The sequence below is a fragment of the Streptomyces canarius genome (assembly GCF_014650735.1).
GTDB classification, from domain to species: Bacteria; Actinomycetota; Actinomycetes; order Streptomycetales; family Streptomycetaceae; genus Streptomyces; species Streptomyces olivaceoviridis.
In genome coordinates, this window is record NZ_BMVN01000006.1 from 127,903 (window position 1) to 143,029 (window position 15,127).

Consider the following 15,127-nt stretch of genomic DNA (forward strand, 5'->3'; position numbering starts at 1 on the left):
ATGACCACGCACACAGTGACGTCGTACGACCAGCTCCCGATCATCGACCTGTCGGCCGCCGACGGCGACCCGCGGTCCCGCGCCCTGCTCCACGCCCGGTTGCACAGCGCCGCCCACGACGTCGGTTTCTTCCAGCTCGTCGGCCACGGCGTGACCCGGGCCGAGACCGACGCGCTGCTCACCGCCATGCGGGCCTTCTTCGCCCTCCCCGAGGCCGACCGGCTCGCCCTGGACAACGTCGGCTCCCCGCACTTCCGGGGCTACACCCGCACCGGCGACGAGCGCACCGGCGGCGCCCGCGACTGGCGCGACCAGCTCGACATCGGCGCCGAACGCCCCGCTCGTGTCCCCGGCCCCGGCGAGCCGCCGTACTGGTGGCTCCAGGGCCCCAACCAGTGGCCGGCCGCGCTGCCCGGACTCCGCACGGCCGCCCTGGCCTGGATCGACAGGCTGAGCGGGGTCGCCCACCGGCTCCTGCGGGAACTGCTGACCGCCATCGGCGCCCCGGCCGGCTTCTACGACCCGGTCTTCGGCGACCATGCCCACCCGCACCTCAAGCTCGTCCGCTACCCCGGCAGCGCGGACGACGGCACCGGCCAGGGCGTCGGCGCCCACAAGGACTACGGCTTCCTGACCCTGCTCCTCCAGGACACGGTCGGCGGCCTCCAGGTCCAGCGCGAGGACGGCCGCTTCCACGACGTCCCGCCCATCGAGGGCGCGTTCGTCGTCAACCTCGGCGAACTCCTGGAGGTCGCCACCGACGGCTACCTCCTGGCCACCAACCACCGGGTCGTCAGCCCGCTCGGGGCCACCGAGCGCTTCTCGGTCCCGTTCTTCTACAACCCCCGCCTGGACGCGAGGATCGAGCCGCTCCCGTTCCCGCACGCGGCCAAGGCCCCCGGCATCACGACGGACCCGACGAACCCCCTGTACGCCGAGTACGGCTACAACGAACTGAAGGGCAAGCTGAGGGCCCACCCGCTGGTGGCGCAGCGGCACCACGGGAGCCTGCTGACGCCGGCGTGAGCAGCCGGCCCCGGGGCACGGGCCGTCACGACGCACCCGCGCCCCGGGCACCCCTCTCAGTGGGCGATGTCCGCGAACCCCTCGATGTCCCGCGGGCTGCGCGGACCCGGCCCCACGTACCGGGCGGAAGGCCGCACCAGCCGCCCCGTCCGCTTCTGCTCCAGGATGTGCGCCGACCACCCGGCCGTACGGGCGCACGTGAACATCGACGTGAACATGTGCGCCGGCACCTCGGCGAAGTCCAGCATGATCGCGGCCCAGAACTCCACGTTGGTGGCGAGCACCCGGTCCGGCCGCCGGTTGTGCAGCTCCTCCAGCGCGGCCTTCTCCAGCGCCTCGGCGACCTCGAACCGCGGCGCCCCCAGCTCACGGGCCGTGCGCCGCAGCACCCGGGCCCGGGGGTCCTCGGCCCGGTACACCCGGTGCCCGAACCCCATCAGCCGCTCGCCCCGGTCGAGCGCCCGCTTGACGTACGCCTCCGCGTCCCCCGTGCGCTCGATCTCCTCGATCATCCCGAGCACGCGCGAGGGCGCGCCGCCGTGCAGCGGCCCGGACATCGCACCCACCGCGCCGGACAGCGCGGCGGCGACGTCCGCGCCGGTGGAGGCGATGACCCGGGCGGTGAAGGTGGACGCGTTCATGCCGTGCTCGGCGGCGGAGGTCCAGTAGGCGTCCACGGCCGCCACGTGCTTGGGGTCCGGCTCGCCCCGCCACCGGATCATGAACCGTTCCACCACCGAGTTCGCCTTGTCGATCTCGCGCTGCGGCACCATCGGCAGCCCCTGGCCGCGCGCGGACTGGGCGACGTACGACAGGGCCATGACGGCGGCCCGCGCCAGGTCCTCCCGGGCCTGCCCCTCGTCGATGTCGAGCAGGGGCCGCAGCCCCCACACGGGGGCGAGCATGGCGAGCGCCGACTGGACGTCCACGCGGATGTCACCGGAGTGGACGGGGATCGGGAACGGCTCGGCGGGCGGCAGGCCGGGGTTGAAGGCGCCGTCGACCAGCAGTCCCCACACGTTCCCGAAGGAGACGTGGCCGACCAGGTCCTCGATGTCGACGCCCCGGTAGCGCAGGGCGCCGCCCTCCTTGTCCGGTTCGGCGATCTCCGTCTCGAACGCGATGACCCCTTCGAGCCCGGGTACGAAATCGGACATCAGGCGGCTCCTCGTGATGTGTGGGCGGCGGTCACCCCGGTGATGCCCCGATCTGCCGGTGGTCACCCGTGGTCAACCCAACCGCAAAGGGAGCAGCACGATAACCCCCCGTGCCACAGTTGGGGATACCACACGACACTGAGTGCCATACCCGTTCGATACGGCAAGATGACCGCGTGACCGACCGTGAGCCGCTCCTGGATCCCGTCCTCGATCCCGCCGCCATGCGCAAGCAGTACCGGGCCGACGGCCTCGCCGAACAGGACCTCGCCACCCATCCGATGGACCAGTTCACCCGGTGGTTCGAGGACGCCGCCCGCGCGGCCCTGCACGGCACGCTCTACGAGCCCAACGCCATGGTCGTCTCCACGGCGGACGCCGAGGGCCGCCCCAGCTCACGCACGGTGCTGATGAAGCAGTACGACACCGAGGGCTTCGTCTTCTTCACCAACTACGACTCCCGCAAGGGCCGTGACCTGGCGGAGAACCCGCACGTCTCGCTGCTCTTCCCCTGGCACCCGCTGGCCCGCCAGGTCATCGTCACCGGCACCGCCCGGCGCACCGGCCGCGACGAGACCGCCGCCTACTTCCGCACCCGCCCGCACGGCTCCCGGCTGGGCGCCTGGGCCAGCGCCCAGTCCACGGTGATCGCCTCCCGCACGGAGCTGGACACGGCCTACGCCGCGCTCGAAGCCCGCTACCCGGAGGACGAACAGGTCCCGGTCCCCCCGCACTGGGGCGGCTTCCGCGTCACCCCGGAGACGATCGAGTTCTGGCAGGGCCGCGAGAACCGCCTCCACGACCGCCTGCGCTACGTCGCCCAGCCGGACGGCACCTGGAAGGTCGAACGCCTCAGCCCCTGACCGGGGGCCCGGAGGGGGCGGGCGAGAACGCAGACGACCCGCGGGCTGGGTTCCTCAAGGAGGAGCCGGCCGGACGTACCGGCAGCCCGCGGGTCGGGTGACTGCTTGGGATTGGGCCGGCTGCACGCACCGTTCGCGTGCTGGTCCGGCACCGCACATGGTGTGGTGACGGGCCGCTAGCCCGCAGCCACCTCACGCGTCCGGTTCTCATACATCTGCCGAACCACCTCCCTTCTCGTGTAACCGACACCCTAGGAAGCCCCCGCGACGGACTCAACCCGTTTTTTCACCTGCCGGTTCTCCGCCCGCTCCGACCACCTGTGGACGGCGGTCGACGAGACCGGGCCCCTCGGGCGGCCCGGGGCGTTGACGGGGGCATCGATCCCCGCGAACTTGCGGGAACAGGGTGTGGGGTGTGTCACGTTCCAGTTGAATGAAGGGCAGTGAGCGAACCGAGCGCCGTGCGTGCGCGGACGCGGTCTCCAGGGGGTCCAGGTGAGTGCTTCGCGGCGGAGTGGGGCCACTGATGAACTGGGGCCGGACGAGCCCGGTGAGTCCGGCGGCTCCGACCTGCTCGCCGCGCTGCTCGACGGCATGGACGCGGCGCTGTGCGCCTTCGACGCCGACGGGGTCGTGACCCACTGGAACCGGGAGGCCGAGCGGATCCTCGGCTGGACGGCCGCCGAGGCCGTCGGACGGCACGGGTTCGCCGGCTGGGCGGTGCGCAGCGCCGACGCCGAGGAGGTGCAGGCCCGGCTGATGTCGGCGATGCGGGCGCCGGGCCGGCAGGTGCACGAGTTCGCGCTGGTCACCAAGGGCGGCGGGCGGGTGCTCGTGCGGACGCAGTCGGCCGCCGTACGCGGACCCGACGGGAAGCCCGCGGGGGTGTACTGCGCGTTCAGCGAGGTGCACGCGCAGATCGACCTGGAGCGGTCGATCGCGCTGAGCGAGGCGCTGTTCGAGGACGCGTCCTGGGGAGTCGTCCTGGTCGACGCCGACCTGCGGCCCGCCGTGGTGAACGCGCACGCGGCGCGGGCGCTGGGGGTGGGGCGCACGTCCGTACTGGGACGTCCGCTGGGCGAACTGCTCGCGCAGGGCGTGGAGGAACTGGAGGGCGCGCTGACCCACGTCCTGGCCGAGGGCGCGCCGCCGGCCCCCGCCGATATGTGGGTGACCGTCCGTGCCCCCGAGGGCGAGAAGCGGCGCTGCTGGCGCAGCGGGTTCCTGCGGCTGGCCTCACCGCTCGCCGAGGAGCCGGTGCCGCTCGGGGTGGGGTGGCTGTTCGAGGACGTCACCGAGGCCAAGCAGAGCGAGCAGGAGGCGGCCCTGCTGCGGTTCCGGACCAACCAGCTGCACCGGGCGGCACGGGCCGCGGCCGAGTGCGAGGACCCGGCGGAGGCGGCCACCGTCCACCTGGACTTCGCCCTCGCCGGCTTCGCCGACCACGCCCTCGTCGACCGGGTGGCGGACCGCCCGCGCGCGCAGGGCCCGGACGGCCCGGGTCCCGTCCGGCTGGTACGGCTCGCGGCCACGCCCGCCGGGGCGCCGGGCCCGAGCCTGCTCACGGGCGCGGCCGGGCTTCCCCTGCGCTACCCGGAGGGCCACCCGGCGCTCCGGTGCGTGGAGCGGGGCGGCACCGTGCGCGCGGACGCCGGATCGGTCTCCGCCCAGCGGGCCCGGGAATGGGCGCTGGAGCGCCAGTGGCCCGGCGACGCGGTGCACGCGCTGTGCGTGGTGCTGCGCAGCCGGGGCCGGACGCTGGGCGTCGTGACGTTCCTGCGCGGTTCCGGCCGCAGCCGCTTCGAACGGTCCGACACGGCGTACGCGGAGGACGTGGCCGTACGGATCGCAACGGCCCTCGACCTGGCGGAGACGCTGCGCGACCGCCCGGAGACGCGGGCACCCTGACGGGTGCGGGACGTTCCCGGGGCGCGTGGTCAGTGCCGGTAGAAGATCCGGTCGCCGTACTCCGTCATCACCCGGCCGTTCCACTCGTGGCCGCCGTCGACGTTGCCGGAGCGCAGCAGCGGGGGTTCGACGCCGCGGTCGGCGAGGGTGGCGGCGGTGGTCGCCATGACGGCCTGCATCAGGGCGCTGGTGACGACCGTGGACGCGGGGGCGAAGGGCGCCGGGATGGTGTCGAGGGTGAGTTCCGCGTCCCCGACGGCGATCTTCGAGTCGAGGACGACGTCGCAGTGGTCCTTGAGGAAGGTGCCGGAGGAGTGCCGGGACGTCGTCTCCGAGGCGTACGCCACCGAGGTGACGCCGATGACCTTCACGCCGAGGGAACGGGCGGTGAGGGCCATCTCCACGGGCAGCGCGTTGCGGCCGGACAGGGAGATGATCACGAGGGCGTCACCGGCGCGCAGCGGCGACGTCTCCAGGACGGCGCTGGCGAGACCGTCCACGCGTTCGAGGGCGGAGCCGAGGGTCGCCGGGGTGACGTCGACGCCGACGACCCCGGGGACGGCGAGCAGGTTCATCAGGGCCAGGCCGCCCGCGCGGTAGACGACGTCCTGGGCGGCCAGGGAGGAGTGCCCGGCGCCGAAGGCGAACAGCCGGCCGCCGGCCGCGACGGTGTCGGCGAGCAGGGTGCCGGCCGCGGTGATCGCCCCGGCCTCCTCGTCGCGGACCCGTTGCAGCAGGCCGATGGCGGCGTCGAAGAACAGGTCGGCAGGCGTGCCGTCGCTCATGCGGTGCCCCTTCGCAGCGTCTGTGTCGCGGATCACCGTGCGGTCTGGACCAGTGCGGTGTCAATACGGCCGGGCGGACCCGCCCGGAGGGGCGAGCGGAACCGCGCGACCAGCCACCCGCACACCCGCCCCCGCTCCCGCCCCCGGAACCGCCCCCGCCCCGGGACCGCACCGCACGCCCGAGTCGGCCCCCGTTTTCCCGGTGCCGCCCGCTTGTCAGTGGGATCCGGCAGAATTGGTGCAGGGCCAGCGCACGCGGCCGGCCGCCGGCAGAGGTAATCGAGGGGCACGTATGTCCGGACTGATCGACACCACGGAGATGTATCTCCGCACCATCCTCGAACTCGAAGAGGAAGGCGTCGTCCCCATGCGCGCCCGCATCGCGGAGCGGCTGGACCAGAGTGGGCCGACGGTGAGCCAGACGGTGGCGCGGATGGAGCGCGACGGCCTGGTCTCCGTGGCCAGTGACCGCCACCTGGAACTGACGGACGAGGGCCGCCGGCTGGCGACGCGCGTGATGCGCAAGCACCGCCTGGCCGAGTGTCTGCTCGTCGACGTGATCGGGCTGGAGTGGGAGCAGGTGCACGCGGAGGCGTGCCGCTGGGAGCACGTGATGAGCGAGGCCGTGGAGCGCCGCGTGCTGGAGCTGCTGCGGCACCCCACCGAGTCGCCGTACGGCAACCCCATCCCGGGCCTGGAGGAGCTGGGCGAGAAGGACGGCGCGGACCCGTTCCTGGACGAGAGCATGGTGTCGCTGGCCGACCTGGACCCGGGCTCGGACGGCAAGACGGTCGTCGTCCGCCGTATCGGCGAGCCGATCCAGACGGACGCGCAGCTGATGTACACGCTGCGGCGCGCGGGTGTGCAGCCCGGTTCGGTGGTGAGCGTGACGGAGTCGCCCGGGGGCGTGCTGGTGGGCAGCGGCGGCGAGGCGGCCGAGCTGGAGGCGGACACCGCCTCCCACGTGTTCGTCGCCAAGCGCTGAGACGGAGAGGGCCCCGGCGCTTGCGCGCCGGGGCCTGTCCTCCCCTGTGCTGACCCGGAGCCCCGAGCTCTCAGGGTCATCCCCTCGGACCGGCTTTTCCCCGAGCGGTCCGCCTCCCGCCAGAAGACATCCCCTCGGCTGAGGCGATCATTCCCTGAGGGGTGTCACTCAAATGAGGGGTGTTGTCGGCGGATACCCAATTTTCGAATAGGCATTCGATAGCCTGAAGCGGCTGGGCGACGAGGACGCGGAGCTGGGGGGCCAGGTCAGATGGCACGGCGTATCGAGGTGACGGGAGCGGGCGGGGTGCGCCTGGCCGCCTGGGAGTTCGCCGACCCTCCGAAACCGGAGGCGGATCCGGACGCCGAGGGGGGCGCACAGCCCGGCGCTCCCGGCGTGCTCTTACTTCACGGTCTGATGGGCCGCGCCTCCCACTGGGCGCCCACCGCCCGCTGGCTCGCCGGCCGCCACCGCGCCGTGGCGCTCGACCAGCGCGGCCACGGCCGGAGCGAGAAGCCCCCGCGCGCCGCGTACACCCGCGAGGCCTACGTCGAGGACGCGGAGGCCGCCGTGGAACAGCTCGGCCTCGCCCCCGTCCTCCTCATCGGCCACGCCATGGGCGCGCTGACCGCCTGGCAGCTCGCCGCCAAGCGCCCCGACCTGGTGCGCGGCCTGATCGTCTGCGACATGCGGGCCTCCGCCCTCGGCGCGGCCTCCCAGCGCGAGTGGGCCGACTGGTTCCGGTCCTGGCCCGTCCCCTTCGCCAGCCTGGCCGACGTCCGCAAGTGGTTCGGCGAGGACGACCCCTGGGTGGAGCGCCCGAACCCCGCGCGCGGGTCCTTCTACGCCGAGGTGATGCACGAGTGCGAGGACGGCTGGCGGCCCGTCTTCGACCCCGAACAGATGCTCAGCTCCCGCGAGACATGGATCTACGACGCCCACTGGGAGGAGCTGGCGCAGGTCCGGTGCCCGACGCTGGTGGTGCGCGGCGTGGACGGGGAGCTGGGGCGGGCGGAGGCCCAGGAGATGGTGCGGGTGCTGCCGCGCGGGGAGTACGCGGAGGTCCCGGACGCGGGGCACCTGGCCCACTACGACCTGCCGGTGGCTTGGCGGGCCGCCGTGTCACCGTTCCTCGACGGCTTGCCCGGGGACTGAGCGCCTAGGAGTCCGCCGGGTCGTTCCTCCGCCGGCGGCTGCGGGAACGACCCGGCGGACGAGTGGGCGCACCGGCTAACGATCCCTCCCGCAGGCATAGGCCAGCGGCGAGATCAACTCCTCCGCGTCCGGCAGCCACCGGTTCGCCGGCGTCGGCCGGCGGGCCCACTGCACGGCCCCCCGGGACCCGAACCGCGTGGGCGGCGCCGCCACGTACGCGCCCTCGCCCAGCGTCATGAGGTCCAGTGACGCCGGTGACCAGCCGAGGTTCCGTACCAGCTCCGGCACCTTCGCGGTCGCGCCGGGCAGGACGAAGAACTGCATGCGCCGGTCCGGGGTCAGCGTGACCGGCCCGAGCGTCAGCTCCATCCGCTCCATACGGGCGAGCGCCAGGAACCCCGCGCTCTCCGGGACGGACAGCGCGTCGAACGTCCGGCCCGTCGGCAGCAGGATCGCCGCCGCCGGCTGCTTCTGCCACATCCGGCGCACGCCGGTCGCACCGCCGGTCGCCTGGGTCGCCCAGTCGGGGCGCGCGGGGTGCGCACCCGGCGCAGGGCAGGAGGCGTCGCCGCACGAGCAGCGCTGCCTGCCGTCGACGGCTTCCAGCCAGGTGCCCGGGAACACGTCCCAGTGCCGTTCCTCGGCGTAGCGTACGGCGGTCTCCAGCAGCGATTCCCCGCGCTGCTGCGGGATGTGACCGGCCGTCTGAGTGTCTTGGGCGCCCGCGATCGTCTCTTCCACGTTCCACTCAACTCCCGCGCCCACCTGGAGTTACGGCCGTAACGCGCGCGGGGGAGGAGCATCGATTCGGCAGTCGGGGCGCATGGGTGCATGGCCGGGGGCGCGCGGGAGGGGGCGGGGCGTGAGATGGGTAGCCAGGGATGGGGGCAAGCGTCTTACCCCGGCAAACCGCACATGTCGCGCATTGACGGTATGTCAGCTGGGCAGTGATCTTCCGGCCGGAACTTTGTGCTCCGGAAGATCGCAACATGCTCCAGGGGATCGCACCGCAGGGGGTAGCACATGGCCGCAAGGCCTCTCGTGGCGAGGCAGCCGAACGAACGGTTGCAGGCACTCATCCAGGAAGCGGGGTGCTCGAACGCCGGACTGGCCCGGCGGGTCAACATGTGCGGCGCCGAGCACGGCCTCGACCTGCGCTACGACAAGACGTCCGTGGCCCGCTGGCTGCGCGGCCAGCAGCCGCGGGGCCGGGCCCCGGCGATCATCGCCGAGGCGCTCGGGCGCAAGCTCGGCCGTACGGTCACGATCGACGAGATCGGCATGGCCAACGGCAAGAACCTCGCCTCGGGGGTCGGTCTCCAGTTCTCGCCGACGGTACTGGGGGCCATCGAGCAGGTCTGCGAGCTGTGGCGCAGCGACGTGGGGCGCCGGGACTTCCTGTCCGGCTCCTCCGTCGCCGCCTCCGCGCTGGTCGAGCCGAGCCGCGACTGGCTGATCTCGGCGCCGGACCCGCAGGTGGCCCGGCAGGCGGGCCCGCGGGTGGGCCAGTCCGACGTGGCGGCCGTACGGTCCATGACCCGGGCGCTGGTGGACCTCGACCACCAGTACGGCAGCGGGCATGTGCGCCCGGTCGTCGTGCACTACCTCAACAGCGTCGTCTCCGGGCTGCTCGCGGGCTCCTACCGGGAGGCGGTCGGCCGGGAACTCTTCGCCGCCGTCGCCCGGTTGACGGAGCTGGCGGGGTACATGGCCGTCGACACCGGGCAACCGGGCCTCGCCCAGCGGTACTACATCCAGTCGCTGCGGCTCGCGCAGGCCGCCGGGGACCGTGGATACGGCGGCTACGTGCTCGCCGCGTCCATGAGCCACCTCGCCGCGCAGCTCGGGAACCCGCGCGAGATCGCCCAGTTGGCGCGGGCGGCGCAGGAGGGGGCGCGCGGGCAGGTGACCCCGCGCGTGGAGGCGATGTTCCACGCCGCCGAGGCGCGCGGGCACGCCCTGCTCGGAGACGCGCGCGCGGCGCAGGCGGCCTGCGGGCAGGCGGTCACCGCGATGGAACGGGCGGACGACTCCGCCGGGGACGACCCGGTGTGGATCGCCCACTTCGACGGGGCCTACCTGGCCGACGAGTTGGCCCACTGCCACCGTGACCTCGGGCAGGCCGACCAGGCCGCGCGGTACGCCGAGCAGTCGCTGGCCGGGCACCCGGAGTCCCGGGCCCGCCGGCGCGCCATCGGCTATGTGCTGCTCGCCACGGCCCAGGTGCAGCAGCGCGAGATCGAGCAGGCCTGCACCACGGGCATGAAGGCGGTGGACCTGCTGGAGACGCTCCGCTCCAACCGGGGCGCCGAGTACCTGGACGACCTCCAGCAGCGGCTGGAGCCCTTCCGGGAGGAGGCGGTGGTACGGGAGTTCGGGGCGCGGCTCGATCTCCAGCAGGCCGCGTGAACACCAGCCCCGCCGGCGCGTGAACGAACGGGAAACGGCACCCGGGTGTGCGCCGGGTGCCGTGCACGGCGCATCGCGGAGCGGTGGTGTTACCGCTGTCACAGGGAGGAGGTCGCGAACCGCACTGCGTGGCACGGGGCTCGGGGGAGCCGGTAGCGTGAGCCGACGATTCACAAGGTCCCCCATTAGTAGGAGTCCCGGTGACGCAGAGTGGACAGGGCGAGGAGCCCTCGGCGCGGACCGCGCGCGAAGGCATCGTGCTGCCCTCCGACGGAGGAGAGCCCCTGCTGCCGGGCATGACCGGGACGCCCGCCCCCGTCCACCCGGCCGGCGGACAGTCCTGGGGCGGTTCCTGGGGCCCCGAGCAGCAGGCGCCCCAGTCGGACCAGGGCTGGCCCCCGGCGGCGGCGCCGCAGTGGGACGCCCCCGGCGGCCCCGACCAGCGGCCCCCGTCCGCCGCGAACCCCGGTCCGCTGCCCCCCGAGGGCGCCCCGTCCCCGTCGTACGGCGGCCAGGCCCCCGGCTACGGCGGCCCGACGGCGTCCTACGGCGGCCAGGAGGCGCAGTACGGCGGCGGCCAGGCCGGCCCCGGTGCCTACGGCGCGGCCCAGCAGCCCGCTTACGGCGCGCCCGACCCGTACCAGCAGCACGCGCAGCAGCAGCCGTACCCGGCGCAGCCCGCCGCCGCGCCGCAGCCGCCCGCGTACCCGGCCGCGGGCGCCCCGCTGCCCCCGAACGCGGACGGCGCGACCCAGTACCTGCCGCCGGTCCCCGCCGGCCCCGCCGCGCCCGGCGACGAGGGCGCCACCCAGTACATACCGCCCGTGCCGGCCGCGTCGGCCGACGGCGCCACCCAGTACATACCGCCGGTTCCCGCCGGGAACGGTGTTCACGAGGCGGCCACCCAGTACATGCCGCCGGTCGCGCCCGGCGCGCTGCCGCCGGAGTCGGCCGGCGAGGAGACGCGGTACCTCGGCCAGGCGCCCCGGCAGGCGGCGCCCGCGCCCTCGGACGCGGAGGCCACGCAGTACATCCCGCCGTACGCCGCCCAGGCCCAGGCCCAGGGGGCGGACCGGCAGCCGCCCGCCGAGTTCGACAACCTCTTCCGCGGCGCCCCCGGGGGCGGCGACAGTCCGGCCGGGTCCACCCAGCAGTTGCCGCAGGTGCAGCAGCCGGGCGCTTATCCCGGCCCGGCGCAGTCGTCGTACCGCCCGGCGCAGCCGTCGTACGACGCGGGTCCGGACGACGACGGCGGGCGGCGCCGGGGCCGGTCGCGGGTGCCGCTGATCGCCGCGATCGGCGTCGGCATCGTCGTGCTCGGCGTCGGCGCCGGCGCGCTGCTCAGCGGCGGCGGCGACAAGGACCAGGGCGGGGACGACAAGACGGTCGCCGCCGCCTCCCCGGCCACCCAGGACTCCGCCTCGCCCGCCGTCGACCCCGCCCGGCAGCAGGCCGTCGAGCTGGACAAGCTGCTCGCGGACAGCGGCAGCAGCCGGGCCTCGGTGATCCAGGCGGTGGGGGACGTCAAGCAGTGCGACAACCTCGACCAGGCCGCCTCCAGCCTGCGCGACGCGGCCCGGCAGCGCGGCCAACTGGTCACGCGGCTCGGCAAGCTGTCCGTGGACAAGCTGCCCGGCAACGCCGATCTGAGGGCCGCGCTGACCAAGGCCTGGCAGGCGTCCGCCGCGGCCGACAACCACTACGCGGCCTGGGCGGACCAGGCGAAGGGGCACAAGGTCTGCCGCAAGGGACACGCCCGCACCACCGGCGAGAGGCAGGCCGGCGACCGGGAGAGCGGCACCGCCAGCGCGCAGAAGACGAAGGCGGCGGCGCTGTGGAACGTGATCGCCAAGCAGTACGGCCTCACCCAGCGCCAGCCGACCCAGCTGTGACCGCCGGCCGTCACGGCACGTCGGCGTTCTCCAGGGTCGAGGTCATGTCGGCGATCCCGTGGGCGCCGCCGATGCCCTGGCGGGCCGCGACCAGCTTGCCGTCCCGGACCACCTGGAGGGTGACGTCGGCGTTGACCAGCCGCGGGAAGCCGACCACGGCCAGCTTGCCCTCGTAGGGCCAGTGCAGGGTCGGGGTGAGGCCGCCGGTGGAGACCCGCAGGCCGTCGTTGAGGGTGCGCCGCACGGTGTCGGCGCTCACCTCGCCCTCGCCGATCTTCTCCAGGACGGCCTTGAGCACGGTGTAGGCGATCCACGTGGTCTGCACGCCGGCGTCCGCGGGGTCGATGCGGTTGTCGCCGAAGGCCTCCTCGTTGATCACCTTCTTCATCGGGTCCCAGCGGTGGTCGGAGGCGACCGGGTACCAGCCGGTGATGTACGCCCCCTCGTACGGCCCCGACGCCCCGCCCGTCGTGTTGATGACGGTCTGGTCGACGCTGCCGAGCACGGTCGCCGTGCGCACGGCCGGGAAGTCGTCGCGGGCCCGCCGGAAGGAGTCCATGAAGGTGTCCGTGCGGTCCCCGAGCGCGGGCACCACACAGCCCTTCCGCGTGCCGCCCCCGGTCGCGTGGCGCAGCGCCTGCTCGGCCTGCCCGCCGTACTCGGTGGCGTCGTCCGCGGCGAGCTGGTCGCCGGCGTCCGCGTGGCCGCCCGCCTTGAGACCGGCGTCGAGCATCGCGGGCAGCTGGTCGCCGGCGATGCTGTCCGGGCGGACCAGGACGACGTTGCCGCAGCTCTGCGCGAGGGCCTTGCCGAGGCCGGCCAGGAGGGCGGGCTGGCCGCCGTTGACCGGGTAGGACATGGCGCCGGTGAACTCGTCGTTGGTGACGCCGTAGCCGCCGATGTAGGGGATGCCTGCGCCCTCCAGCGGGGCGAGGTAGGAGTCGCCGAACTGGCTGTAGGAGCCGACGACCGCGACCACGTCCTCGGTCGCGGCGCGCCGGGCGCACTTCGCGGCGCCCACGCTGTCGTTGTGGTCGTTGCAGGTCAGCACCTCCAGCCTGCGGCCGTCGATGCCACCATGGGAGTTGATCCACTTGGCGTAGGCGCGGGCCATCGCGGGCATGCCGGGCTTGTTGGTCGCGTCGGTGTCCTGCGGGGCCCAGGTCATCACCTTGACCGGGTCATCCCCGGAGCCCCCCGTGGCACCGGGGATGACCCCGCATGCGGCGGTGAGCGACGCACAGAGGGCCACCGCTCCCGCCGCGAGGGCGGTGGCTCTGACGGGGCGGGGAAGGGCGGGAAGAGGGCTACTGCGCGTGCGTCGCCTGCCGGTCATGCACACACACGATTCCCTCACAGCGCTAACCCGGGAGTGACCCTTGGTCAACGAAGGGTGACGCGGAGGTGAATTACGGGGGCATGTGAGGCTTCTGGGGTGGGGAACGTACGATCGATGACCGTGCAAGGTTCGGAGAACTCTTCCCGTCGCGGCCGTCGCTCCTCCACCATGGGCGGCATGCCCTTGAACGACATGCCGTGGTGGCGCTGGCGCAGCAATGTGCGCTCGGCGCTGCACATGCTCTCCGACCCGGTGTTCCAGCGGGACGTCTGGCTGGCCGGCGTGGACGGCTACGGTGACGTCACGGACGCCGTGTACCGGCTGGTGGAGGACACCTGGCTGGACAGCTGGTCGGCCGAGAAGTACGTCGGCACCATATTCCGGGACTCGCAGGAGGCGGCGCTCGTCGACACCGCCGTGCTGCGGGTGCTGCGGATCATGCACCAGGTCGGCCCGGACGCGCCCGTCGCCGCCTACCTGGAGCACTCCGGCTGGCCGGACGCGGTGCGGGCGGCCCGGGACGCGCACGTGCGGATGTCGGCGAGCGACGGGGAGGACCCGGACACACCGCCGAAGAGCCTGGACGTGCTGCGGATCATGACGAGGTCCTGACGAGGTCCCGACGGGGCCCTGACGGGTCCTGGCGGGGTCCGCGTGGCGGACGGCCGCCCCATGGCGGGCGGCCGGTGTGGGACCCTGTGGTGCATGACCGATCAGTCCGCCTCTTCCGCCGCCGCACCGGCCGACCAGTACGTCCTCACGCTCTCCTGCCCGGACAAAAAGGGCATTGTGCACGCCGTGTCCAGCTACCTGTTCATGACCGGCTGCAACATCGAGGACAGTCAGCAGTTCGGCGACCACGACACGGGACTGTTCTTCATGCGCGTCCACTTCTCGGCCGAGGCGCCGGTGACGGTGGACAAGCTGCGGGCGAGCTTCGCCGCGATCGGTGACTCCTTCCACATGGACTGGCAGATCCACCGGGCCGACGAGAAGATGCGCATCCTGCTGATGGTCAGCAAGTTCGGGCACTGCCTGAACGACCTGCTGTTCCGGGCCCGGATCGGCGCGCTGCCGGTGGAGATCGTGGGCGTGGTGTCCAATCACACCGACTTTGAGGAGCTGGTGGGCTCCTACAACATCCCCTTCCACCACATCCCGGTGACGAAGGACACCAAGTCGGAGGCCGAGTCGAGGCTGCTGGAGATCGTCCGCGAGGAGAAGGTCGAGCTGGTCGTCCTCGCCCGCTACATGCAGGTCCTCTCCGACGACCTGTGCAAGCAGCTCAGCGGCCGGATCATCAACATCCACCACTCCTTCCTGCCGAGCTTCAAGGGCGCGAAGCCGTACCACCAGGCGCATGCGCGGGGTGTGAAGCTGATCGGTGCGACGGCGCACTACGTCACCGCGGACCTGGACGAGGGCCCGATCATCGAGCAGGAGGTCGAGCGGGTCGGGCACGACGTGACGCCGGACCAGCTGGTGGCCATCGGCCGGGACGTGGAGTGCCAGGCGCTGGCGCGGGCCGTGAAGTGGCACGCGGAGCGGAGGATCCTGCTCAACGGGCGCCGGACGGTGGTGTTCGCCTAGCCGGTCGGGCGCCCCCCC

Annotated in this window: 13 protein-coding genes; 9 read left to right on the forward strand and 4 right to left on the reverse strand. The window is 73.3% G+C overall.

The genetic code is table 11. From position 1 onward, the window contains the following. Nucleotides 1-1,026 (forward strand): isopenicillin N synthase family dioxygenase, encoded by a 1,026-nt coding sequence (locus tag IE294_RS11330; RefSeq protein WP_189884907.1) that lies wholly within the window; start codon nucleotides 1-3, stop codon nucleotides 1,024-1,026. A gap of 56 nt (nucleotides 1,027-1,082) precedes the next feature. Here the strand turns inward: IE294_RS11330 and IE294_RS11335 are convergent, their stop codons facing one another. Next, a complete protein-coding gene (locus tag IE294_RS11335; RefSeq protein ID WP_189884909.1) occupies nucleotides 1,083-2,183 on the reverse strand; it encodes a citrate synthase 2 in 1,101 nt (366 codons plus the stop codon). Between the two features lie 176 nt (nucleotides 2,184-2,359). Here IE294_RS11335 and pdxH point away from each other — a divergent pair, with 176 nt between their 5' ends. Next, on the forward strand, nucleotides 2,360-3,046 hold the full coding sequence (pdxH, locus tag IE294_RS11340) for a pyridoxamine 5'-phosphate oxidase (RefSeq protein WP_189884912.1): 687 nt from the start codon (nucleotides 2,360-2,362) through the stop codon (nucleotides 3,044-3,046). A gap of 495 nt (nucleotides 3,047-3,541) precedes the next feature. After that, on the forward strand, nucleotides 3,542-4,954 hold the full coding sequence (locus tag IE294_RS11345; RefSeq protein ID WP_189884914.1) for a PAS domain-containing protein: 1,413 nt from the start codon (nucleotides 3,542-3,544) through the stop codon (nucleotides 4,952-4,954). Nucleotides 4,955-4,983: 29 nt separating this feature from the next. Here the strand turns inward: IE294_RS11345 and IE294_RS11350 are convergent, their stop codons facing one another. Next, on the reverse strand, nucleotides 4,984-5,739 hold the full coding sequence (locus IE294_RS11350) for an SIS domain-containing protein (RefSeq protein ID WP_189884915.1): 756 nt from the start codon (nucleotides 5,737-5,739) through the stop codon (nucleotides 4,984-4,986). Between the two features lie 292 nt (nucleotides 5,740-6,031). Here IE294_RS11350 and IE294_RS11355 point away from each other — a divergent pair, with 292 nt between their 5' ends. Then, a complete protein-coding gene (locus tag IE294_RS11355; RefSeq protein ID WP_014673345.1) occupies nucleotides 6,032-6,724 on the forward strand; it encodes an iron-dependent transcriptional repressor DtxR in 693 nt (230 codons plus the stop codon). A gap of 270 nt (nucleotides 6,725-6,994) precedes the next feature. After that, nucleotides 6,995-7,879, forward strand: a complete 885-nt coding sequence (locus tag IE294_RS11360) for an alpha/beta fold hydrolase (protein ID WP_189884917.1) — start codon at nucleotides 6,995-6,997, stop codon at nucleotides 7,877-7,879. A 75-nt stretch (nucleotides 7,880-7,954) separates the two neighbouring features. Here IE294_RS11360 and IE294_RS11365 read toward each other — a convergent pair whose 3' ends face one another. Then, the gene (locus IE294_RS11365) at nucleotides 7,955-8,620 is read right to left on the reverse strand and encodes a bifunctional DNA primase/polymerase (protein ID WP_189884919.1); all 666 of its coding nucleotides are present in this window, start codon (nucleotides 8,618-8,620) and stop codon (nucleotides 7,955-7,957) included. Between the two features lie 282 nt (nucleotides 8,621-8,902). Here IE294_RS11365 and IE294_RS11370 point away from each other — a divergent pair, with 282 nt between their 5' ends. Together IE294_RS11370 and IE294_RS11375 are read left to right on the forward strand one after the other, a co-directional pair. Continuing rightward, the gene (locus tag IE294_RS11370) at nucleotides 8,903-10,288 is read left to right on the forward strand and encodes an NsdA family TPR-like regulatory protein (protein WP_189884921.1); all 1,386 of its coding nucleotides are present in this window, start codon (nucleotides 8,903-8,905) and stop codon (nucleotides 10,286-10,288) included. A 200-nt stretch (nucleotides 10,289-10,488) separates the two neighbouring features. Continuing rightward, nucleotides 10,489-12,180: a hypothetical protein gene (locus tag IE294_RS11375; RefSeq protein ID WP_189884922.1), complete on the forward strand. Its 1,692-nt coding sequence runs from the start codon at nucleotides 10,489-10,491 to the stop codon at nucleotides 12,178-12,180. Between the two features lie 10 nt (nucleotides 12,181-12,190). Here the strand turns inward: IE294_RS11375 and IE294_RS11380 are convergent, their stop codons facing one another. Next, nucleotides 12,191-13,516: an ABC transporter substrate-binding protein gene (locus IE294_RS11380; protein ID WP_189884924.1), complete on the reverse strand. Its 1,326-nt coding sequence runs from the start codon at nucleotides 13,514-13,516 to the stop codon at nucleotides 12,191-12,193. 117 nt (nucleotides 13,517-13,633) lie between these two features. Here IE294_RS11380 and IE294_RS11385 point away from each other — a divergent pair, with 117 nt between their 5' ends. Then, nucleotides 13,634-14,131, forward strand: a complete 498-nt coding sequence (locus IE294_RS11385) for an SCO4402 family protein (RefSeq protein ID WP_189884926.1) — start codon at nucleotides 13,634-13,636, stop codon at nucleotides 14,129-14,131. Between the two features lie 93 nt (nucleotides 14,132-14,224). Beyond that, entirely contained in the window at nucleotides 14,225-15,109 is an 885-nt protein-coding gene (gene purU, locus IE294_RS11390; protein ID WP_189814436.1) for a formyltetrahydrofolate deformylase, read from the forward strand. Nucleotides 15,110-15,127: the final 18 nt, after the last annotated feature.